The sequence below is a fragment of the Duganella sp. CF402 genome (assembly GCF_900109645.1).
In the GTDB taxonomy this organism is placed as follows: Bacteria; Pseudomonadota; Gammaproteobacteria; order Burkholderiales; family Burkholderiaceae_D; genus Rugamonas.
Map to the genome: position 1 here is coordinate 1,867,243 of NZ_FOBG01000001.1, position 22,199 is coordinate 1,889,441.

Genomic DNA, 22,199 nt, shown 5'->3' on the forward strand with positions numbered 1-22,199 from the left:
AAGGTGCTCTCCAGTGTTTATCTAATTATTTTTTTGTGCCACGCAGCGACATCAGACGCTGTACCACGCAGAAGATGAACAGCAAGCCGCCGATGACGATCTTGGTCCACCATGAACTGAGCGTGCCGTCGAAGGCGATCAGGGTCTGGATCGAGCCCAGTACCAGCACACCGGTCAGCGCGCCGGCCACGTAGCCGTAGCCGCCGCTCAGCAGCGTGCCGCCGATGACTACCGCCGCAATCGCATCCAGTTCCGTGCCCTGCGCATGCAGGCCGTAACCGGACAGCATGTAGAACGAGAACAGCACGCCAGCCAGCGCGGCGCAAAAGCCGCTGAATGCATAGATCAGCACTTTGGTGCGCGCCACGCGCAGGCCCATCATCAGCGCCGATTGCTCGTTGCCGCCGATGGCGTAGATGGCGCGGCCGAAAGGCGTGCAGTGCGCGACGTAGATGGCTGCAGCCAGCGTGATCAGCGCGATCAAGGCGCCCGGCGAGATGAAGCAGTCGCCGATTGGCAGCTGCGTTTGCGACAGCGCGACGAAGAACGGATCTTCGATGGTGATCGAGTTGATGCTGATCAGGTAGCACAGGCCGCGCGCCAGAAACATGCCGGCCAACGTGACGATAAACGGCTGCAGTTTGAAGTAGTGGATCATCGCGCCCATCGCCGCGCCGAACAGCGTGCCGACGGCCAGGCCGATGGCGATCACCAGCAGCGGCGGCAGGTGCCAGGTTTGCAGCATCCACGCGCAGATCATCGTGGTCAGCGCCAGCACCGAACCGACCGACAGGTCGATGCCGCCGGACAGGATGACGAAGCTCATGCCGACCGCGATCACCAGCAGGAATGCGTTGTCGATCAGGAGGTTGAACAGCACTTGCAGGGACAGGAAGCCTGGATAGGCCGCGCCGCCCGCGCCCAGCAGGACTACCAGCAGGAAGACGGTAATCAGCGATGTGAAATACGGCGATGATGCGATCGACGGCTTCGGAAGACTCGCGGTGCTCATTGTGCTCATTGTGCTCATTTCCCGTTTCCTCCGCGTGCGCCTGGGAAGGCACGGCGCCACATGGTTTTGAATTCCGCCGATTGCGACACGCAGATTACAAACACCACGACCGATTTGACCACCATGTTGACTTCCGGCGGCAGGCCGAGGGAGTAGATGGTGTAGGTCAGGGTCTGGATAATCAGCGCGCCGATCACGCTGCCGGCCAGGCTGAATTTGCCGCCGGCCAGCGAGGTGCCGCCCAGCGTGACGGCCAGGATGGCGTCCAGTTCCAGCAGCAGGCCGGCGTTGTTGGCGTCCGCGCTCTTGATGTTGGAGGTGATCATCAGGCCTGCCAGTCCGGCGCAGGCGCTGCAGAAGACGTAGACGAAGAAGATCAGCACTGCGGTCTTCAAGCCAGCCAGCCGCGCGGCCACCGGGTTGATGCCAACCGACTGGATGAACAGGCCAAGCGCCGTTTTCCGCAGCAGCAGCGCGGTCACGATGAATACGGCGGCAACGATGAACAGCGAGAACGGCAAGCCAAGCAGGTAGCCGCTGCCGAGGAAGAAGAACGGCTGGTAGTAGACGGTGATGATCTGGCCGTCGGTGAACAGCTGCGCCAGGCCGCGCCCTGCCACCATCAGGATCAGGGTGGCGACGATGGGCTGCAGGCCGAGGCCGGCCACCAGTGCGCCGTTCCATGCGCCGCACAGCAAGGCGGTGCCCATTGCGACGGCCAGTGCGATCCACATCGGGGTGTTGGCGACGTATTCGGGCACGCCGTTATTCATCACCATTGTGCCGCCGACCAGCATGGCGGCGACGGTGCCGCTGATGGCGACGGTGGCGCCGACCGAGATGTCGATGCCGCGCGTGGCGATTACCAGTGTCATGCCGATGGCCGCCAGGATCAGCGGCGCGGCGCGGTTGGCGATGTCGATCAAGCTGCCGTACAGGTGGCCGTCCTTGATTTCAAGGTGGAAGAAGCCGGGGACCATGAACAGGTCGATCAGCAGCAAGATCGCCAGCGCGGCCAGTGGCCGGAATAAAGGATGGTGCAGCATGGGTAGATTCGATTGGATTGATTTGCCGCCGCGCGCAGCGGCCGCAGGCGCGGCGGTGAGCGTCGCGGAGCCGGCGTCGCCGACGGGCTTATGCATGCTGGTCTCCTGCGGCGATCACTTGCAGCACGGAGGTTTCGTCCAGCGCGCCGCGCGGGTATTCGCCGCCGGCTTTGCGGTCGCGCATGACGACGATGCGGTCGCTCACGCGCAGCACTTCGGGCAGTTCGGACGAGATGAACAGGATGGACATGCCTTTCTTGCACAGGGCCGAGACGTAGTCCATGATTTCCTGCTTGGCGCGCACGTCGATGCCGCGCGTTGGTTCGTCCAGGATCAGCAGTTTTGGATCGGTGACCAGCCAGCGCGCCAGCAGCACTTTTTGCTGGTTGCCGCCGGAGAGTGAGCCGATCGGCGTTTCGATGCTGGCGGTTTTGATGCCGAGCGCTTTGACGTATTCTTCGGCCAGCTGCTGCTGGCGTTTGAGCGGGATGGCGCGCATGATGCCACTGCGGGCTTGCAATGCGAGGATCAGGTTTTCGCGCACCGACAGGTCGAGGATGGCGCCTTCGTGTTTGCGGTCTTCGGAGCAGAAGCCGATGCCGGCGGCGATGGCGTCGCGCGGCGAAGACAGGCTGCGCTCCTTGCCGTCGATGGTAATAACACCGCTATCGGCTTTGTCGGCGCCGAACAGCAGGCGCGCGGCTTCGGTGCGGCCGGAACCCAGCAGGCCGGCAAGGCCCAGCATTTCACCTTCGCGGATTTCCAGATCCATCGGCGTGAGCGCACCCTTGCGGCCCAAACCGACGGCGCGCAGGAAGGACTTGAAGCGCGACGGCGTGGCGTCGACGGCGATGGGAGCGGCGGCGGGTGTCGCGGTCTCGCTGGCGGCTGGTGCGCCGACCATCTTGTTAACGAGCTCCACGCGCGACAGATCGGCGGCGAGGTACTCGCCTTCCCGCTCACCGTTGCGCATGACTGTGATGCGATCCGAAATCGCATAGGTCTGGTCGAGGAAGTGCGTCACAAACAGAATCGCCATTCCCTGCTCGCGCAGGCCGCGCAAGACGCTGAACAACAAATCAACTTCCTTCTCATCGAGCGAAGAAGTCGGTTCGTCCAGAATCAGCACCTTGGCCGACACCAGCAGCGAACGCGAAATCGCCACCATCTGCTGGATCGCCAGCGGATAGTGCGCCAGCGGCACCGTCACATCAATTTTGATCTGCATGCGCTCAAGCAGTTCAGCCGCCTGCTGCGCCATGCCGGCCCAGTCGATGCGGCCGAACTTGCGTGGATAGCGCCCAATGAAGATATTCTCCGCCACCGACAAATTCGGGCAAAGATTCACTTCCTGATAAACAGTGCTGATGCCGTGGTTCTGTGCATCCAGCGTGGACTGCGGCTGAATCGACTGGCCTGCCAGCACGATCTGGCCGTGATCCGGCGTATAAACGCCGGTCAGCACCTTGATCAGCGTAGATTTGCCGGCGCCGTTCTGGCCCATCAGCGTGTGCACCTCACCCGGATACAGGTTGAGCGACACGCCATTCAGCGCCTGCACGCCGGTGAACGCCTTGCTGATGCCGCGCAGCTCCAGCACCGGCGCGGTAGATATCGTCGTCATCGCAATCAGTATTTACGGTTCGGGAATTCCTTGGCCGCGACTTCTGCCGGGAACACGCCTTCTTGCGTCACAACGCGCTTAGGTACAGGCTTTCCGGCCGCGACGTCCTTGGCGATCTGCATCAGCTGAGGGCCGAGCAGCGGGTTGCATTCCACCGTCACATTCAGCTTACCGGCGATCATGGCTTCGAACGCGCCTTTTACGCCGTCGATCGAAATCACGATGATGTCCTTGCCCGGTTTCAGGCCGGCTTCTTCGATGGCCTGGATGGCGCCGATGGCCATGTCGTCGTTGTGCGCGTACAGTACGTTGATCTTCTTGCCCTCGGCCTTGAGGAAGGCTTCCATCACTTCCTTGCCTTTGGCGCGGGTGAAGTCGCCGGTCTGGGAGCGGATCACTTTCAGCTTGGCGTTACCGGCGATGACTTCCTCGAAGCCCTTCTTGCGGTCCAGCGCAGGCGCGGAGCCCACGGTGCCTTGCAGTTCAACGATATTCAAAGCAGCATCAGGGGTTTTCTTCTGACGCTCGACCAGCCAGCGGCCGGCGCGGCGGCCCTCTTCCACGAAGTCCGAACCGAGGAAGCTGACGTACAGCGACGGATCGCTGACATTGACCGCACGGTCGGTCAGGATCACTGGAATGTTGGCGCGCTTGGCTTCGCGCAGCACGGTGTCCCAGCCCGACTCCACCACCGGCGAGAACGCAATCACGTCCACGCGCTGGGCGATGAAGGAGCGGATGGCCTTGACCTGGTTTTCCTGTTTTTGCTGGGCGTCGGCGAATTTGAGGGTAACACCTTCCTTCTTGGCGGCGTCCTTGATCGAGACGGTGTTCGCGGTGCGCCATTCGCTTTCGGCGCCAACCTGCGAGAAGCCGATCACCAGCGGCTTGGCGGCGAAGGCCGGTGCGCTCAGGGCGACGGCGGCGGCCAATGCGGTGGTCAACAGGGTTCTACGCTTCATCATGGTCAAGTCTCCAATTAGGTTTTATGTTTTTCAGATAAATACTATGAGAATTACAAATATCTATCCAATGATATTTTCGTATTCTTCGATATCGATTTTGATATATCAGCGCAGCAGGCGCAGGCCGTACAAGCCGCCGGCGACCGAGTTTTCCCGCGCCACGAACTTGACGACCAGCTTGCCGGCCAGTGCGGCGCCGGCCGGAATAGCGTAGTCGCGGGTGTACAGGTCCGCAGGCGCGGTGGCGTCAAGGCGGACTTCCGCCAGCAGTTGTTCGTTGATTAAGATATCGAAGCGGCGGCCGGCGTCTGCTTTTGAGTATGTCAGCCGCAGGGTGCGGGCTTCGCCATGCTTGTCGGTCAGCTCGTAGCTAAACCAGCCGCGCGCATGGCGCCAGTGCTTGCCCTTGTTGACGCCCGCATCCGCGCCTTCGGCCTTGAAGAAGTGGTCGGACTCGGGCTGCTGCTCGCCGGGCGCCACCTGGTCGATGGTTTGGGCGTCCAGCGCGAGGCGTTCTTTTTCGTCGGCTGCGGCCTTGGCGCGGCGTTCTGCCAGGGCAGCGGGCGTGGCGTACGGCCAGTAGACCACGTAGCGCGCGTCGTGCACGCGGAAGAATGGGACGAAGGTGGTCGGGCCGCTGGCCGGCGATTGCACCAGACCCGGTGCGGTGAAGGTCAGCGGCCGACCGGGCACTGAGCGGAAGCGGCCGGCGAAGGATGCGCTCTCGCTGACCAGCACCGGCGCCTGCTCCAGCGGGCATACCGGGCCGCTGGCGATGTGCCCCATGCGGCTGTCGTCTGCCAGATAGTCAAGCTGCTCACCCGGGAATGGATTGGTTTTCGCGGCCAGCACCACGGGGCCGTGCAGTACGGCGTAGTAGTCGGATTTATCGGGCATCTGCTCGAGGCGCGTGGTCATCGGCAGGTGCAGTTCGAGCTGGTCGCCATCGCGCCATGCGCGGCGCACGTTGACGTAACGGTCGGCGCCGACGGCAGCGGCAACCGGCTTGCCGTTGACGGTGATGCGCAGCGCGCCTTGCCCCACCCATTCCGGGTAGCGGATCTTGAGCGTGAAGGTCTTGTTGCCCTTGATGGTGATGGTGCTGCGCTCTTCGTCCGGGAAGCGGTTGGACTGGCGGATTTGAACGCCCTGCTCGCGCCAGTCCAGCGTGGACGGGATGAACAGGTTGACATACAAGCTGTCGCCGCGATGAGCGTAGATGAATTCCCCGTACTTGGCGTGGTTCTCGATACCGGAGCCGACGCAGCACCACATGGCCTTCTGCGCTTGCGAGTAGACGCGGTAGTGGTTGGGCCGCATCGGCGTGAAGTAAACGAAGCCACCGCTGTCGGGACGCTGCGAGGACAGGATATGGTTGTACAGCGCGCGCTCGTAGTAATCGGCGTAGCTGGCTTTGGCGTCACCGAGGAACAGCAGTTCGGTGAGCTTCAGCATATTGTAGGTGTTGCAGGTCTCCGGGCCTTCCACTTCCTCGATCATGGAGGTGTAGTCTTTGTCGTCGTGGAAGTGCTCACGCACGCTGTTGCCGCCGATGGCGACGGTGCGATGGTCGTGGACGGTCTGCCAGAAGAAGGCTGCGGCCTTTTGCCAGTCCTTGCGCTGCGTGATGTCGCCGATGCGTTTGAAGCCGATGACTTTCGGGATTTGCGTGTTGGCGTGCAGGCCGGTGAGCTGGTCCTTGCCCTCTTCCAGCGGCCGCAGGATGGCCTGGTGCGAGAAGCGGATGGCCAGGTCCATGTATTTCTGCTGGCCGGTCATTTGCGCGACGTCGGCCAGGACTTCGTTCATGCCGCCATGTTCGCTGCGCAGCATGGATTGCATTTGCTCTTCGGTGAGGTGCGATGTCAGCTCAAGCGTCCAGTCGCACAGGGCGATCAGCATGGTGCGGGCGTCGGCGTTGTTGGCGTGGACGTAGGCGTCGCGCAGGCCGGCGTAGGTTTTGTGGAGGTTGTACCACGGGACCCATTTGCCATTCACCGAGAAGTTGTCGGCGTGGAGCTGGCCTTGGGCGATGTCCTTCCATGCCGCCGCGCCGCCAGGGACGCCGCCGATGTAGCCGTTGCCGTTGGCTTGCTGGCAGCGTTTGAGTTCTGCAATGGTGTAGTTCAGGCGCTCGAGGACTTGCTGGTTGCCAGTGGCGGCGTACATGAGGGCCAGCGCCGATAGGTAGTGGCCGCCCATGTGGCCATCGAGGCCGGAGGATTCCCAGTTGCCGTAGCTGGGCTGCTTGAACGGCAGGCCGGCTTCGCGCAGGAATGGCACCAGCAGGCGGTCCGCATCCAGCGAGAGGATGTAGCGCAGGTCGGTCTGTTGGGCTTCCAGGAAAGGACTCGGCCCGAGGCGCACTGCGTTCAGCGGGAATAGCGACAAGCCACCGCCCGCCGCATCCGTACGTGCGGCTGGCGTGGCGGCAAGTGCGCCGTGCGATGCAACGGTGGCGGCCGCGCCGGCAGCGAGCTTCAGCGCTCGACGGCGGGATAGCGTGCGCAAGGCGGCCACTATTTCGCTGGCAGCTGGATGCTGCGGTATTTGTTCAGGTCTGCCTGCTCGACCGACGGCCAACCGGCGGCGTCGAATTTCATTTCCATGATCTTCAGCTTTTGCAGGTAGTTGTCGGCCGTCTCGTAAGCGTGCAGCACCAGATAGTCTTTGCCGTCCATCGTGTAGGCGCTGTTGTGGCCCAGGCCTTTCCAGTCCTTGTCGCCGGCGATAAGCAGCGAGCCGCCGCCTTTCATCATGTCGACGCCGTTCTTATCGACATACGGCCCGGTGATGTCCTTCGAACGCCCGACCACCACATGATAGGTACTATCGCCCTTGCGGCAACACAGCCCAAATGACGCAAACAGGTAGTAATAATCACCCTTCTTGAAAATGTAAGGCGCTTCGATCTCGCCAACGCCGGCCTGCTCGCCCGCACCACTGGCGCCATTGGTGCGGCTGGCGATGGCGTGCCACTCCTGCGGCTCGGCCAGCGCCGTCCAATCCGCATTCAGCTTCACCAGTTTCAGTCCGCTCCAGAAGGAACCGAAAGACATCCACGCATTGCCCTTGCCATCCTCGATCACATTCGGGTCGATGGCGTTCCAGTCGTCGCGATACGGCACCGACTGCAGCACCATGCCCTTGTCCTCCCAACGATAATCGGGCGAACGCGGGTCCAGCGTTTTATTGACGGTGACGCCGATGCCGGAGGTGTTCTTGCCAAATCCCGAAACGGAATAATACAAATAGTATCGACCGTTATGGAACTGGACGTCCGGCGCCCAGATATGACCGTCGAACGTCGGTGCAGCCTTCTTGGCCCACACCGGCTGCTCCTTGAACACGCGGCCTTCCAGCTGCCAGTTCTTCATGTCCTTTGAACTGTAGAACGTAATACCCGGCCCCGTGCTGAACACGTAGTAGGTATCGCCCTGCTTGGCCATCACCGGATCGTGCACGCTGACTTCCTTGGCCGTGCAGCCAACTGCAGCCAGCGCAAACGCCGCCGTCAATAAAACATACTTCATCACCTACCTCGTTTAGTTGCCAGTCCGTGCGCCCCAGATGGACACACCGTCCACCGATTGCGCCGTCCACGTCACCACGAACGCGCTGGCGTTGGTATTCCACTGACGCGACAACACGCCAACGAAAGTCCCGGTCGCGCCGAGCGAAATGGTGATCTTGTTGCTGCCATCGTGCTTCCACGTGCCGCTGGCGGATCCGGACACCGTGCCATTCGCCGCCAGCACCACTTCCTGCGAAGCCTTGATGGTGGTCGAAATGTCTTTGCCGTGATTGATCATCTTGTACGTGCCCGCCGCATCGGCCGCAGTCACCTCGGCCGACAAGGTGGTCGCGTTCTTGCTCAGCGGCGCGTAACGGAACGGCGCCACCACTGGCCAACCGTCGGCATTGATGAACATCTCGTGCACGCGGATCTGGTGCAGCTCTCCCGTACCAGGGAAGCGGGTATGGAAGATCAGGAAGTACTGGCCAGTCGACGGCTCGTAGTAGGCCGAGTTGTGGCCCGGCGATACGTAGCCCAGCGGCGTGCCGGTCTCGCCAGCCGCCAGCGCGAACTGGTGGTTGCCCATGATCTTCTGGCCAAACGGCGCGATGGTCGCATCGTCGAACAGCGGCAGCGCGGGATTCGACTTGACGTTGGCCATGTCGTTGCCCTTCGCGTCCAGGTACGGACCGTCCGGATTCAGCGAACGCGATACACGCATGTTGTACGCGCCGTTGGCATCCAGCCCGCCAAAGGACGTGAACATGTAGTAGTACTTGGACTGCGGGCTATACAGCACATACGCGCCTTCGATGCGGCTGTGGTTCCCGCCGATCAGGTGCTTGCCGTAGCCCTGCCCCGGCTTTTGCAGGCCGGTGCTGGTGTCCATCTCGAGGATGAAGATGCCGCCCGAGTACGAGCCGTAGATCATCCACAGCTTGCCCTGCTGGTCGAAGAAGGTGTTCGGATCCACCACGTTCGGCATGGTCAGCGCGTCGTAGATGGTGACGCCGTCTTCGCCCGGCCCGCCCCAGTTGCCCGACTTGAGCAGGATTTGCTTGTTGACGTATGGGCCTTCTACCTTGTCCGCCACCGCGAGACCCAGCGCCGAGCGCGGGGAGTCGCCCTTGCAGGCGCAGTAGTAGTGATAGAACTTGCCGTCGGCGAGCTTCACCACATCCGGCGCCCACAGGTCCGTCACCTGTGCCCAGGCGAAGGTGTCGGCCAGTGAGGTCACCACGTTGTTGAACAACGGGTTGGCCGCGTTGACGCCGTCGGCGATCTTGGTCCAGTTCATCAGGTCCGTCGACTTGGCGGCGGCGAGGTGCGAACCAAACACGTAGAACGTGCCGTCCACCTTAATCACGGATGGATCGTGTACCGAAGCGTCCATGAATGTGATGCTGGTTGGCGTTGGCGTTGGCGTCGGCGTTGGCGTCGGCGTTGGTGTCGGAGTAGGCGTCGGCGTTGGAGTGGGCGTCGGCGTCGGGGTAGGCGTTGGCGTAGTGCCACCGCCACCGCCGCCGCAACCGGCCAGCACCAACGCCACGCCGCCGGCCGAAATGACCTTCCGGCGAGTGATGTTGATATCGTCCATGAGCTTACTCCACTGCCACCACGATCACGGCCTTGGCAGGCACTTTGACCGTCAGTTTGCCGTCGGCGCCGGCGGTGGCGCTGAACGCTGCAGGCTTGATCGCTTGCGGCGCGGCGAAGGTGTTGTGCGTATCCATCGCGGTGGAGGTCAGCACGCGGCCTTTCACAGCCTTCACGCTTTGGCCAGGAATATTCAGCGCGACATCCGAAGCCTTGTTCGGATTGGTGTTTACCAGCGCCACATACAGTTTGCCGTCGGTGCCGCGCGCGGCCGATGCGCTGATCTCAGGCACCTTCACGTTGCCGACGCTGTAGTCCGGATTGTCCTTCAGCGACACCGGCAGCGAGGTCGCGTTCTGGAACGGCACATACATCTGGTACGCGTAGTAGGTCGGGGTCAGGATCATCTTGTCCTTGTCGGTGATGATCATCGCCTGCAGCACGTTGACCATCTGCGCGATATTGGTCATGCGCACGCGGTCCGCGTGAGCGTGGAAGATGTTGAAGTTAAGCGCAGCGACAACCGCATCGCGCAGGGTGTTCTGCTGGAACAGGAAGCCAGGATTGGTGCCCTTTTCCACGTCGTACCAAGTGCCCCACTCGTCCACGAACAGGCCCAGTTTCTTCTCCGGATCGTGCTTGTCCATTACGGCGGTGTTCTTCTGGATGTGGTCTTCCATGCGCAGCGTGTTGGACATGGTGGAGATCCACTCGTTTTCCTGGAAGCCGGTCGAGGCGCCCTTCACTTCCCATTTACCGGTCGGCAGGGTGTAGTAGTGGAAGCTGATGCCGCTGGTCTGGTTCTTCAGCTGCTTGCTCAGCACATCGGTCCAGGTCACGTCATTGTCGTTGCCGCCGCTGGCGATGATCTGCGGGCGGTACTGCTTCGGTGCGCGCAGGAAGGTCTCGGCTTGCTTGTACAGGTCCGAGTAGTACTGCGGGCTCATATTGCCGCCGCAGCCCCACGCCTCGTTACCGACCGCGAAGTAGGCCACCTTGAACGGCTTGTCGCGGCCATTCTTGCGTCGCATATTGGCCAGCGTGGATTTGCTGTCGGAGGTCATGTACTCGACCCACTCCGACATTTCTTGCGAGCTGCCGGTGCCAAGGTTGCCGTTGACGTAGGCGTCCGCACCCAGCAGGTCGACCAGGTCAAAGAATTCATGCGTGCCGACAGCGTTGGATTCGTCCACGCCGCCCCAGTTGGTGTTGACCTTGACCGGTCGCTTCTCGCGCGGGCCTACGCCGTCGCGCCAGTGGTATTCGTCGGCAAAGCAGCCTCCCGGCCAGCGCACCAGCGGCACCTTGATGTCTTTCAGCGCGCCGACCACGTCGTTGCGCCAGCCCTTGGTGTTGGGGATCTTCGATTTAGGGCCGACCCAGATACCTTCGTAGATGCCGGTACCAAGGTGCTCGGCGAACTGGCCGTAAACGTCCTTGTTAATCACCGCGCCCGGCTTGGCCGCGTCGATGGTCAGTTCAACAGCGAATGCGCTGCCGGAAGCCAGCATGCACAGTGCGAGGACACCACGTTTGATTGGATTCACTCTCAGTCTCCTTGGGTTTTATAGTTGGATGACGAAGCCGCCGTGCGGCTTGACGATTACTGCTACTTTTTTGCCGGCAGCGATGCTGCGCTGGCTGAAGCTGCGGGGCTGGTCGCCATCGGTGAAGATGACGCCCTGCTTTTTGCCGACGAAGGACAGGTCCAGCATCAGCGTTTTTCCCTGGTCGGTGCCGTTGATGCCTGCGATGTACCAGGTGTCACCGGCGCGGCGCGCGATGACAGCGTACTTGCCGGGATAGCCGTCCACCAGCCGGCTGTCGTCCCAGCTGCGCGGCAGGTTTTGCAGGAATTGCTTGACGTAGGCCGGCGCGGTGGCCATGCCTTCCGGCGTGTCGGCGAAGTGCTGGATGCCGGACAGGTAGAGCACCGAGGTGGCCAGTTCAAAGCCGTTGCTGCTGGCGCGCTTGATGTTGGGGATGTCGCCGAACACCATCGGCGTGAAGTCCATCGGGTCGAACAGGTTGCGCGTGAACGGCAGCATGGCGGCGTGGCTTGGCATCAGGTCCTGGTCCTTCTGCTCGAAGGTGGTGAATTCGAAACCGCGAATCGCTTCCATCGTCATCAGGTTAGGCCAGGTGCGCGCCCAGCCGCGCGGCAGCGTGGAGCCGTGGAAGTTGACCAGCAGGCCGGCATCGGCGGCGTCGCGCAGGATGTCGTTGTAGTAGGCGATCATGGACTGGCCATCGCCGGCAAAGAAGTCGATCTTCAGGCCTTTGACGCCAAGCTCGCGCACGCGCTTGAATTCCTTGACGCGCTGTTCGCGAGTCAGCAGTTGGCCTTTCGGCGAGTATTCGGTTTTGTTCCAGGCGCCGGACGAGTTGTACCAGAGGATAAGGCCGACGTTTTTGGTGGCGGCGTAGTCGGCCAGCTCCTTGATTTTGTCGTAACCGATGTTGCGGTCCCAGTTCACGTCAATCAACGTGTAGTCCCAGTGCATGTCGGCGGCGTAGTCGATAAACTTTTTCTGGACGTCGTAGACGATGGAGTCGTCTTTCAGGATGGCCCAGCTCCACGAGGCGTGGCCGGGCTTGACGCGCGCTGCATCGAAGGCGACGGCCGGTGCGGCCAGGTCGGTGCCGAGCGTGGAGTTGGTGACGGTGGCCAGCGGGCCCAGTACGATCACGCGCCACGGCGAGGTCAGTGTGCCCTCCACTTCGGCCATCAGGCCGCCGTTGGTGTACACCTCGGCCGGCATTGGGTTGTCGATGCTGTATTTACCGCCGGTGGAATCGGCGGCCAAGCGCGAAGCTTGCCAGGTCCCGTCCATATTGGCTTCGGAGATGGCGAGCCAGTTGGCGCCGGTCTTGAACAGGGCCGGGAATACCCAGCCTGCGTCGGTCGGCGCCTTGGTCCCGGCCGGGATCTCCATCTGGTAGTGTTCTTCGTAGGATGGATTGGTGTTGCTCCAGCCGGTTTGCGCGACCGCCATCGGCTGCAGCCAGGCTTTCGCACCGGTTGGCAGGGCGAAGCTGGTGTATTCCTGCACCAGTTTTTTCAGCGGCAGCGATGGCTCGGCGACGACGTAGCGGAAGGCGACACCGTCGTTCGATACGCGGAATACGATGTCGATTTTCTGCTGTTTGGCGTTTTGCAGCGAGTACGTTTGCTCGTTGGCGCGGTAGGTGATGTCTCGCTTTTTGCCGACTGCCATCTGGTAGCGGTCTTCCACCACGCGCGGGGCGCTTGCGGCCAGTAGCGTAAGGTCGTTGCGCAGATCGGCGCCGGCGAGTTGCAGGCCAAGGTCGGAGGCCAGCAGGACTGGCTTGCCGTCGCGGGCGATGGCGTATGTCAGCTTGCCGTCTTCCGCGCGAACGGTGACGGCGACATGTTTGTCCGGGCTGCGCAACGCTGTTGACTGCGCGGCGTGGGCGGGTGCGATAATTGCCGCAGCGCTCAGCGCGGCGGCTATGGTTGTCTTCACCATGTTCCTACCATTTTCTATGGTTGCTATACCCCGCCGCGTCGATGCGCGGTGTCTCCGGGGGCGAACGGTGCTACTGCAGGCGGCTTACACCCAGCCTGCGTCGACGATGAATTCCTGAGCGGTACACATGGCGCCATCATCGGCAGCCAGGAACAGCACCATCGATGCCACGTGCTGCGGCATCAGTTTGTTTTGCAGGCACTGGTTACGCTTGATATCCTGCTCGCCGGCGTCGTCCAGCCACAGGTCGATCTGGCGCTGGGTCATCACCCAGCCCGGCGTGACGGTGTTGACGCGGATGCCGTGGGCGCCGTACTCGCGCGCCAGGCCACGGGTCAGGCCGTGCACTGCGGCCTTGGTGGTGGCGTAGGCCGGGTAGCCGGCGTTCTTCACGTGCCACGAGATCGAGCCGACGTTGATGATGGAGCCAGCTCCCTTCTTCTTCATGCCTTCCAGGACCGCCTGGCAAGTGAAGAACATCGGGCGCTGGTTGATGGCGATGCACTTGTCCCAGAATTCCTGCGTGACTTCGGCGGTGTCGTGGCGCTGGTCGTTGGCGGCGTTGTTGACGAGGATGTCGAAGTCGCCGATCAGGCCAGCCATTTCGGTCATGGTGGCTTGCAGTGCCGGGATGTCGGTGATGTCGCACTGGCGGAACAACGGCTCGGGATAGCCGGCTTCCTTCACACGGCGAATCAGCGCGAGGCTGGCGTCGCGCGCGATGTCGACGAAGGCCACTTGCGCGCCCTGCTCCGCAAAGGAAATCACCATCGCTTCACCGATGCCGGTGCCGCCGCCAGTAATGAATACGCGCTTGCCGCGCAGGCTGCCAAACTTGGCCAGTTGGGTCATACAGTCTCCTGTTATCCGTCGCACCGGCGAAGGCCGGTGCCCAATTAATGCTTGCGCAGCATTGGATTCCGGCCTTCGCCGGAATGACGACGGGTCTTTTAGTTGCGGGTCAATTCGCCTTCGCGGCGCAGCCATTTGGCGCTGCCGTTGTCACGCAGGACTTCCGGCAGCAAGGCTTGCGACAGGTTCTGGTAGCACACCGGACGCAAGAAGCGCGAGATCGCGCCAGTGCCGACCGAGGTACTGCGGCCATCCGATGTCGAAGGGAACGGGCCACCGTGCACCATCGAGCTGCAGACTTCCACGCCAGTCGGATAGCCGTTGGCCAGAATACGGCCAACCTTGCGTTCCAATACCGGCAGCAGCGCTTGCGCAGCTTCCAGATCACCTTCGTCCATCATCAGCGTGGCGGTCAGCTGGCCTTCCAGCTTATCCGCGACGGCGCGCAGCTCGGCCACGTCCTTGCAAGCCACCACCAGCGATGCTGGGCCAAAGATTTCCTCTTGCAGCGCATGCTGCGACAGGAAGGCCGACGCCGACGACACGAACAGCGCCGGAGCGCCCTTGCCTTCGGCTTGCGGCGCCAGGGCGAGCGTGGTCACATCCGCATGCTCCGCCAGCTGGCTCACACCGCGCGCGAAGTTCCCGGCAATACCCGGCGACAGCATAGAGCAAGCCGCGCCGCCCACCAGCGCCTGCGAAGCCGCAGCGTTGAAGCGGTCCAGCTCAGGGCCGGCGATCGCCAGCACCAGGCCAGGATTGGTGCACATCTGCCCCACGCCCAGCGTCAGCGAACCGGCGAAACCGGCGGCGATGTCTTCGGCGCGGTTCTTCAGCGCCTGCGGCAGCAGGAACACCGGATTGATCGAACTCATTTCGGCATACACCGGAATCGGCACCGGACGCGCAGCCGCAGCGGCCATCAACGCCAGGCCGCCGCCACGCGAGCCGGTAAAGCCGACCGCCTTGATGGCTGGATGGCGCACCAGTGCTATGCCCAATTCATTGCCCACGCCGGTCAGCAGCGAGAACACGCCGGCCGGCAGGCCGCAGATCTCAACCGCTTTCACGACCGCGCGGCCGACCAGCTCCGAGGTGCCCGGATGCGCAAAGTGCGCCTTCAGCACCACCGGGCAACCGGCGGCCAGCGCCGACGCGGTGTCGCCGCCTGCTACAGAAAAAGCCAACGGGAAGTTACTGGCAGCGAAAACGGCCACCGGGCCAAGGCCGATCATGCGCATGCGCAGGTCCGGACGCGGCGGCGTCCGATCCGGCAGGGCTTTGTCAAAACGCACGTCGTGCCACGATCCTTCGCGCAGCAAGTTGGCAAACAGTTTGAGCTGGCCGACAGTGCGGGCGCGCTCGCCTTCCACGCGCGGGCGCGGCAGGCTGGTTTCGGCCATCACACGTTCAACCAGCACATCGCCCAGTTCCATGATCTGGTCGGCGATGGTGTCGAGGAAGGCGGCACGCTTCTCGTCGCTCAGCGAGCGGAAGGTGTCGAAGGCTTCGTCGGCCAGGCGGCAAGCCTGATCGATTTGCGCCGCGTCCACGGTGCGGAATTCAGGCTCGATCACCTGCTGCGTAGCCGGGTTGTAGGCGCGGACGCCCGCGCCGGTGCCTTTGACGGATTGGCCGCCGATCAGCGCATCGCCGGTGATGATCATAATGCCTTCACCTTGGCCACTTCGGTTTTGTAGACGGCCAGCTTGTTGCGCAGGGCCGGGCCGAATTGCGGCGAATGGATCTCGAAGGTTTCACCCGGCTGCACCGAGATGTTGTCCGCCACACTCAGGGTCGCGGTGCCGAAGAAGTGCACATGCACGTCGCCCGGACGCTTGAACAGCGAGTACTTGAAGTGGTGGTGTTCCAGGTTGGCGATGGTGTGCGACATATTCTGTTCGCCGCTGAAGAATGGCTTCTCCCAGCGTACCTTGCCTTCCTTGTCGAGAATGCGCGAGATGCCTTCGATGCTGGCCGGCGCTTCGCCCACCAGCAGCGCAGGACCGAGACCGCATACGCGCAGCTTGGAGTGCGCGAGGTACAGGTAGTTCTGGCGTTCGGTCACGTGGTCCGAGAATTCGTTACCGATGGCGAAGCCGACGCGGTAAGGCTGGCCGTCGTCACCGATGACGTACAGGCCTGCCACTTCAGGCTCTTCGCCGCCGTCCAGCGCGAAGTCCGGCATGTTCAGGTCCTGGCCGCTGGCGGCGACGATCGAGCCGTCGCCTTTGTAGAACCATTCCGGCTGCACGCCTGCGGCGCCGGCGGCTGGCTTGCCGCCTTCCACGCCCATGCGGAACATCTTCATCGAATCGCTCAGCGATTCAACATCGCCGCCGATTTTCTTGTGCATGGCGTCGCGGGTGTCGGCGGAGCCCAGATGGGTCAGGCCGGTGCCGGTGACGTAAGTGTGGGCGTCGTCCGAGTGATCCAGCGGCGACAGCAGGCGGCCGGCTGCGGCCACTGCGTCGAACGAGGTGGTTTGCGCGCCGATGGCTTTTTCAGCCAGCGTGGCCAGCGATACCGATTTGCGGATCGCATCCTGCGCCAATGCGTAGGTGGTGCTGTAGCCGTCGATGATGCGGATGATTTCTTGTTCCAGCACGCCGATTTTACGCGCGCCTTGTTCGTTTTTAAATTGAACCAATAACATATGAATCTCCTTGCCGTCGCCCCGGCGAAGGCCGGGGTCCATGCTGAGCATGCGTTCTATGGGTCCCGGCCTGCGCCGGGACGACGTGGGTTTAGTGCGAGTGACGTGGAACGGCCGAACCGCGATTACCGACCAGGAAGTCGAAGTCGCAGCCTTCGTCCGCTTGCAGCACGTGCTCGATGTACAGCTGCTGGTAGCCGGTCTTCGGACCTGGCGCGCTGCCTGCCACGCGGGCGGCCTGGCGTGCGGCGATTTCTTCGTCCGACACTTCCAGATTCAACTGACCGCCTGCGCAATCGAGCGTGATGTAGTCGCCATCCTTGACGATGCCCAGCGGACCGCCGGCCATCGCTTCCGGCGCCACGTGCAGCACCACCGTGCCATACGCCGTACCGCTCATGCGCGCATCCGAAATACGCACCATGTCTTTCACGCCCGCTGCCAGCAACTTGGGCGGCAGGCCCATATTGCCTACTTCCGCCATGCCCGGATAACCTTTCGGGCCGCAGTTCTTCATCACCAGGATGGAGTCTTTATCGACGTCCAGGTTCGGATCCATGATGCGCGACTTGTAGTGTTCGAAGTCTTCAAACACCACGGCCTTGCCGCGATGCTGCATCAGTTCCGGCGTTGCGGCCGATGGCTTCAGCACCGCGCCGCGCGGCGCCAGGTTGCCGCGCAAGATGCAGATGCCGCCGTCCTTGCGGATCGGGTTGTCCAGCGTGCGGATCACTTCTTCGTCGTAGATCGGCGCATCCACGCAGTTTTCCCAGATGGTCTTGCCGTTGACGGTCAGCGCGTTCGGGTGCGGCAGGATGTTACCGTCGCCCATGCGGCGGATTACGCCCGGCAGGCCGCCGGCGTAGTAGAACTCTTCCATCAGGAAGCGGCCCGATGGCAGCAGGTCGACGATGGTCGGGGTGCCGCGGCCGACACGGGTCCAGTCTTCCAGTTCCAGATCCACGCCGATACGGCCGGCGATGGCTTTCAGGTGGATCACGGCGTTGGTCGAACCGCCGATGGCGGCGTTGACGCGGATCGCGTTTTCAAAATTCTCTTTGGTCAGGATCTTCGACAGCTTCAGGTCCTGCTTCACCATCTCGACGATGCGGATGCCCGACATGTGGGCCAGCACGTAGCGGCGCGCGTCGACAGCTGGGATGGCGGCATTGTGCGGCAGCGAGGTGCCCAGCGACTCGGCCATGCAGGCCATCGTCGAGGCAGTGCCCATCGTGTTGCAGGTGCCGGCGGAACGCGAGTGGCCCGCTTCGGCGCCAATGAACTCGTGCATCGAGATTTCACCGGCTTTGACTTGTTCGTGCAGCTGCCAGACGGCGGTGCCGGAACCGATATTTTTGCCGTTCAGTTTACCGTTCAGCATCGGGCCGCCGGTAACAACGATGGTCGGAATGTCGACCGAGGCAGCGCCCATCAGCAGCGCCGGAGTGGTCTTGTCGCAGCCGACCAGCAGCACCACGCCGTCCATCGGATTGCCGCGGATCGATTCTTCCACGTCCATCGAGGCGAGGTTACGGGTCAACATGGCGGTCGGACGCAGGTTCGATTCGCCGTTGGAGAATACTGGGAATTCAACCGGGAAGCCGCCGGCTTCGTAGATGCCGCGCTTGACGTGTTCCGCCAGTTTGCGGAAGTGGGCGTTGCATGGGGTCAGTTCGGACCAGGTATTGCAGATGCCGATAATCGGCTTGCCTTCGAATTCGTGATCAGGGATGCCCTGATTCTTCATCCAGCTCCGGTACATGAAGCCGTTTTTGTCTTGGGTACCAAACCACTCGGCGGAGCGCAGCTTCACCTTTTTGTCATTCTCAGACATGCATTTCTCCTCAGTATTTTCCTGTGCAGGGACGTGAATGTCATGTCCCCGCATCGATAAGGCATACTAAGGCGGACTGAGATAACTTTCCAATAAATTGTTTATCGATATCGATATCGAAATCGATATACCTAGACGGTGGTGAAGCGGTAAGCCATCACCGTGCTGTACTCCTCGCCCGGACGCAGGATCGTCGACGGGAAATCAGGACGATTCGGCGAATCCGGGAAGTGCTGCGGTTCGAGGCAAAAGCCGCTGCGATGACCGTAGATGCGCCCTTTTCCACTGACCGAGTCGTTCAGGAAGTTCCCGCTGTAGAACTGGATGCCCGGCTCCTGCGACAGCACTTCCAGCACACGGCCCGACGACGGATCGACCACCCGGGCCGCCAGTTCCAATGCGCCCGGAGCAGATTTATTCAGCACGAAGTTGTGGTCGTAGCCGGAACCGAGTGCCAGCTGCGCATCTTGCTGATCGATGCGCGCGCCGATGGCGGTCGCGCTGCGGAAGTCGAACGGCGTGCCGGCTACTGGCGCCGGCGCACCGACCGGAATCAGGCCGGGACCGACCGGGGTGATGGCGTCGGCCGGGATAGTCAGCTCGTGGCCCAGGATGTCGCCCTTGCCGGCGAGGTTGAAGTAGGCGTGGTTGGTCAGGTTCATCGGCGTGGCCTTGTCGGCCACGGCGTGGAAGGCGATGCGCAATTCGTTATTGTCGCGCAGCTCGTAGATGGCGGTGATTTCGGCGGTGCCGGGATAACCCTGGTCGCCGGCGATGCTCAAATAAGTCAGGATCACGCCCGCCGATTTCGGCGTGGTGAAGATTTCGGCCTCCCACAGCTGGCGGTGGAAGCCATCGGCGCCGCCGTGCAGGTGGTTGACGCCATCGTTGACGTCCAGCTGCCAGGTCTCGCCGTCCAGCGTGAAGCGGCCGTTGGCGATGCGGTTGCCATAGCGGCCGATCAGCGCGCCGAAGTACTCCGATTTACCGAGGTAGGCGTCGACGTTGTCGAAGCCGTGGCAGACGTCGGCCAGCACGCCGTCGCGGTCCGGCACGTGCAGTTCCGTGATCACGCCGCCAAGGTTGCTGATCTTGGCGATCATGCCGTTGGCGTTGGTCAGGGTGTAGAGGGTGGCTGCGCGGCCGTCCGGCAGCTGGCCAAATGGGGATTCGGTGATCGTTGCTTGCATGTTGACTCTCTAATGACAAGGCGGCCGAGAGGTTCCCCTGCTCGGCCGCCGGAATATGTGCGCTCGCTTATTTTAGGCGATCGACGGCTTTCCGAAAACGGGCATACCCTGCTCGTCCCACTTCAGCGGTTTAACGTAGGTGTGACGGTCCGGATTCCACAGCGGGTCGCCGATAATCTCGGTGTAGGTGCGTGCATGATAAACCAACATGACAGTTTCGCCATCATCGCCAACGGTGAAACTGTTGTGGCCGGGGCCATACACCTTGTGCTCGAAGCAGGTCTGCAGCACCGGCTCCTTGGCCTTGGTCCACGACTTCGGATCCATCACGTCGGCGTTTTCGTCCGCCCACAGCAGGCCCATTGCGTAGTTCTCGTCGGTGGCGCTGGCCGAATAGCTGAGGAAGATCTTGCCGTTCTTTTTGAGGATGGACGGACCTTCGTTGACCCAGAAGCCGCGAATCTCCCAGTCGAATTCCGGCTTGCTCAGCATGACCGGCGCACCGCCCAGCTGCCACGGCGTTTTCATCGGCGCGATGTAGATGTTGGAGTTGCCCTCGATGGCGTTGTCCTTCTGCGCCCACACGTAGTACAGCTGATCCTTGTGGGTGAAGGTGGTGGCGTCCAGGCAGAAGGTGTCGATGCCGGTGTCGATCTGGCCTTTGAACTCCCACTCGCCTTCCAGCGGATTGGCGGCGGCGGTGCTGATCGCGTACATGCGGTGCTGGAACAGCTTGTACTTGATCTCGCGGCTAGGCGCGGCGGCGAAGTAGACATACCACGCGCCCTGGTTGAAGTGCAGCTCGGGCGCCCAAACCAGTTCGCTGTACGGGCCAGTATCGGGCTTGCGCCAGACGGTGACCTTCTCGGCGTCGACAAGGCCGGCGATGGTCTTGGCGCGGCGCAGTTCAATGCGGTCGTACTCCGGCACCGAGGCGACGAAGTAGTAATAGCCGTCGGTGTGGCGATAAATATGAGGATCGGCGCGCTGCTCGATCAGCGGGGTGAGGATGTTTTCCATTTCAAGTTCCAAAAAATTAGACTGCCACATAGCCTTTCGCTCCCATCTCTTCCTTGACCTGCGCGTAGTAGCCGTCGTTGAGGCGGTACTTGAACATGAGCAGGCCCATGACGGTATGGAAGAAGCCAGGAATCAGCGTCATCATCAGCACGATGCCGTGCAATGCGAAATCGGTTTGCTCAACGTTGGGTACATAGGCGAAGTACGCCAGCAGCTTGCCGACCACGATGCCGGCGATGCCCATACCGGCCTTCTGGCAGACCGAGATGCCGCCGAAGGCGAAGCCGGAGACGCGCTTGCCGGTCTTGAGCACGCCGTAGTCGATGGTCTCGGCGATGGCCGACCAGAACACCGGCGCGTGCAGGTCCACCACGAAGGACAGCAGGAAGTACAGCACGAAGGCCAGCGCCACGTCGCCCGGCTTGACCAGGAAGTAGATGGCGGCGCTGATCAGGCCCACAGCGATCTGGGTCCAGCGGAACAATTTGATCTTGCAGTAAAACTTGGTGATCCAGGTCGATGCCACCATCGACAGAATGGCCGCCACCACGCCGGTCGACAGGAATGCCGAGATCAAGGCGGCATCGGCATGCAGGTAGTATTTGGCGTAGTAGATGGCCACCGAACCGCGCAGCACATAGCCCACAGTGCCGGTGATGCACACGCCGCACAGGATCAGCCACTGGTCGTTGCGCACCAGGACTTTGATTTGCTCCCACAGCGGCTGGCGCTTGATTTCGTGCTGCACGCGCTCCTTGGTGGTGAAGAAGCAGAACAGGAACAGCGCCACGCCCATCGCCGCCATCACCGCCATCGCCAGCTCATAGCCGGCAGCCGCGTTGCCGTGGCCCAGGCGTTCGGACAGCAGCGGCACGATCACGGTCACCATGAAGGCGCCGATCTTGGCGAAGAACAGGCGGTAGCCGTTGGCCGACAGGGTTTCCTGCGGATCCTTGGACAGCACGCTAGGCAGCGAGATATAGGGAATGCCCACGCCCGCCGTCATGACGGTCATGATGATGTAGGTGGAATAAGCCCACACCAGTTTGGCGCTGTAGTCCCAGTCCGGCGTGAGGAACACGAAGAACACGCTGACGCCGTAAGGCACGGCCAGCAACAGCAGCCACGGACGATAACGTCCCCAGCGCATGGTGACGCGGTCGGTGATCTGGCCCATCACCAGATCGGCCATCGCGCCGACAAATTTCACGACACCAAACATCAGCGCCAGGTCCGTGGTCTTCAAGCCGTAGATATCGGTGTAGAAGAAGGTAATGATCAACATCATCGACGAGATCACCACATTCAGCGCCATGTCGCCCGCGCCAAAACCGATTTTCTCCAGCACCGACATTTTTTGATTCGACATCGTGACTACCTCAAAGTGCGAGGCCGC

Annotated in this window: 16 protein-coding genes; all 16 read right to left on the reverse strand. The window is 62.1% G+C overall.

Annotated elements, in window-relative coordinates; genetic code table 11:
• Window positions 1-25: 25 nt before the first annotated feature.
• The gene (yjfF, locus tag BMZ70_RS08375) at window positions 26-1,030 is read right to left on the reverse strand and encodes a galactofuranose ABC transporter, permease protein YjfF (RefSeq protein WP_229205343.1); all 1,005 of its coding nucleotides are present in this window, start codon (window positions 1,028-1,030) and stop codon (window positions 26-28) included.
• Window positions 1,027-2,058 (reverse strand): ABC transporter permease, encoded by a 1,032-nt coding sequence (locus BMZ70_RS08380; protein ID WP_092277668.1) that lies wholly within the window; start codon window positions 2,056-2,058, stop codon window positions 1,027-1,029. Before BMZ70_RS08380 ends, yjfF begins: the two co-directional genes overlap by 4 nt.
• 88 nt (window positions 2,059-2,146) lie before the next feature.
• Window positions 2,147-3,682 (reverse strand): sugar ABC transporter ATP-binding protein, encoded by a 1,536-nt coding sequence (locus BMZ70_RS08385; RefSeq protein ID WP_175500768.1) that lies wholly within the window; start codon window positions 3,680-3,682, stop codon window positions 2,147-2,149.
• A 5-nt stretch (window positions 3,683-3,687) separates the two neighbouring features.
• On the reverse strand, window positions 3,688-4,644 hold the full coding sequence (locus tag BMZ70_RS08390; protein ID WP_139212886.1) for an ABC transporter substrate-binding protein: 957 nt from the start codon (window positions 4,642-4,644) through the stop codon (window positions 3,688-3,690).
• A gap of 108 nt (window positions 4,645-4,752) precedes the next feature.
• Entirely contained in the window at window positions 4,753-7,158 is a 2,406-nt protein-coding gene (locus BMZ70_RS08395; RefSeq protein WP_307183651.1) for a glycoside hydrolase family 127 protein, read from the reverse strand.
• Between the two features lie 8 nt (window positions 7,159-7,166).
• A complete protein-coding gene (locus BMZ70_RS08400; RefSeq protein ID WP_092272308.1) occupies window positions 7,167-8,180 on the reverse strand; it encodes an arabinan endo-1,5-alpha-L-arabinosidase in 1,014 nt (337 codons plus the stop codon).
• A 12-nt stretch (window positions 8,181-8,192) separates the two neighbouring features.
• Window positions 8,193-9,761: a glycoside hydrolase family 43 protein gene (locus BMZ70_RS08405; RefSeq protein WP_092272311.1), complete on the reverse strand. Its 1,569-nt coding sequence runs from the start codon at window positions 9,759-9,761 to the stop codon at window positions 8,193-8,195.
• A gap of 4 nt (window positions 9,762-9,765) precedes the next feature.
• Window positions 9,766-11,307 carry an alpha-N-arabinofuranosidase gene (locus tag BMZ70_RS08410; RefSeq protein WP_092272314.1) on the reverse strand — a complete coding sequence of 514 codons (1,542 nt, stop codon included), beginning with the start codon at window positions 11,305-11,307 and terminating at the stop codon, window positions 9,766-9,768.
• A gap of 18 nt (window positions 11,308-11,325) precedes the next feature.
• Window positions 11,326-13,251, reverse strand: a complete 1,926-nt coding sequence (locus BMZ70_RS08415) for a glycoside hydrolase family 97 protein (protein WP_092272317.1) — start codon at window positions 13,249-13,251, stop codon at window positions 11,326-11,328.
• Between the two features lie 84 nt (window positions 13,252-13,335).
• Window positions 13,336-14,103, reverse strand: coding sequence for an SDR family NAD(P)-dependent oxidoreductase (locus BMZ70_RS08420; RefSeq protein WP_092272320.1), 768 nt, complete (start codon window positions 14,101-14,103; stop codon window positions 13,336-13,338).
• A 98-nt stretch (window positions 14,104-14,201) separates the two neighbouring features.
• Complete coding sequence (locus BMZ70_RS08425; RefSeq protein ID WP_092272323.1) at window positions 14,202-15,770, reverse strand: aldehyde dehydrogenase (NADP(+)); 1,569 nt, start codon at window positions 15,768-15,770, stop codon at window positions 14,202-14,204.
• On the reverse strand, window positions 15,767-16,759 hold the full coding sequence (araD1, locus tag BMZ70_RS08430) for an AraD1 family protein (protein WP_092272326.1): 993 nt from the start codon (window positions 16,757-16,759) through the stop codon (window positions 15,767-15,769). The genes BMZ70_RS08425 and araD1 overlap by 4 nt, the downstream gene beginning before the upstream one ends.
• A gap of 91 nt (window positions 16,760-16,850) precedes the next feature.
• Window positions 16,851-18,593 (reverse strand): IlvD/Edd family dehydratase, encoded by a 1,743-nt coding sequence (locus BMZ70_RS08435; RefSeq protein ID WP_092272329.1) that lies wholly within the window; start codon window positions 18,591-18,593, stop codon window positions 16,851-16,853.
• A 131-nt stretch (window positions 18,594-18,724) separates the two neighbouring features.
• Window positions 18,725-19,783 carry an aldose epimerase family protein gene (locus BMZ70_RS08440; RefSeq protein WP_092272332.1) on the reverse strand — a complete coding sequence of 353 codons (1,059 nt, stop codon included), beginning with the start codon at window positions 19,781-19,783 and terminating at the stop codon, window positions 18,725-18,727.
• Between the two features lie 72 nt (window positions 19,784-19,855).
• Window positions 19,856-20,803, reverse strand: coding sequence for a glycoside hydrolase family 43 protein (locus BMZ70_RS08445; protein ID WP_092272335.1), 948 nt, complete (start codon window positions 20,801-20,803; stop codon window positions 19,856-19,858).
• Window positions 20,804-20,819: 16 nt separating this feature from the next.
• The gene (locus BMZ70_RS08450) at window positions 20,820-22,172 is read right to left on the reverse strand and encodes an MFS transporter (RefSeq protein ID WP_092272338.1); all 1,353 of its coding nucleotides are present in this window, start codon (window positions 22,170-22,172) and stop codon (window positions 20,820-20,822) included.
• Window positions 22,173-22,199 lie beyond the last annotated feature (27 nt).

What these genes read in the sequence shown, in the direction of transcription:
- araD1 (WP_092272326.1), bottom strand. Translation starts at nt 16,759, where the DNA reads ATGTTATTGGTTCAATTTAAAAACGAACAAGGCGCGCGTAAAATCGGC.
- BMZ70_RS08380 (WP_092277668.1), bottom strand. Translation starts at nt 2,058, where the DNA reads ATGCTGCACCATCCTTTATTCCGGCCACTGGCCGCGCTGGCGATCTTG.
- BMZ70_RS08390 (WP_139212886.1), bottom strand. Translation starts at nt 4,644, where the DNA reads ATGAAGCGTAGAACCCTGTTGACCACCGCATTGGCCGCCGCCGTCGCC.
- BMZ70_RS08400 (WP_092272308.1), bottom strand. Translation starts at nt 8,180, where the DNA reads ATGAAGTATGTTTTATTGACGGCGGCGTTTGCGCTGGCTGCAGTTGGC.
- BMZ70_RS08425 (WP_092272323.1), bottom strand. Translation starts at nt 15,770, where the DNA reads ATGATCATCACCGGCGATGCGCTGATCGGCGGCCAATCCGTCAAAGGC.
- BMZ70_RS08420 (WP_092272320.1), bottom strand. Translation starts at nt 14,103, where the DNA reads ATGACCCAACTGGCCAAGTTTGGCAGCCTGCGCGGCAAGCGCGTATTC.
- BMZ70_RS08405 (WP_092272311.1), bottom strand. Translation starts at nt 9,761, where the DNA reads ATGGACGATATCAACATCACTCGCCGGAAGGTCATTTCGGCCGGCGGC.
- BMZ70_RS08415 (WP_092272317.1), bottom strand. Translation starts at nt 13,251, where the DNA reads ATGGTGAAGACAACCATAGCCGCCGCGCTGAGCGCTGCGGCAATTATC.
- BMZ70_RS08440 (WP_092272332.1), bottom strand. Translation starts at nt 19,783, where the DNA reads ATGCAAGCAACGATCACCGAATCCCCATTTGGCCAGCTGCCGGACGGC.
- BMZ70_RS08435 (WP_092272329.1), bottom strand. Translation starts at nt 18,593, where the DNA reads ATGTCTGAGAATGACAAAAAGGTGAAGCTGCGCTCCGCCGAGTGGTTT.
- BMZ70_RS08445 (WP_092272335.1), bottom strand. Translation starts at nt 20,803, where the DNA reads ATGGAAAACATCCTCACCCCGCTGATCGAGCAGCGCGCCGATCCTCAT.
- BMZ70_RS08450 (WP_092272338.1), bottom strand. Translation starts at nt 22,172, where the DNA reads ATGTCGAATCAAAAAATGTCGGTGCTGGAGAAAATCGGTTTTGGCGCG.
- BMZ70_RS08385 (WP_175500768.1), bottom strand. Translation starts at nt 3,682, where the DNA reads ATGACGACGATATCTACCGCGCCGGTGCTGGAGCTGCGCGGCATCAGC.
- yjfF (WP_229205343.1), bottom strand. Translation starts at nt 1,030, where the DNA reads ATGAGCACAATGAGCACAATGAGCACCGCGAGTCTTCCGAAGCCGTCG.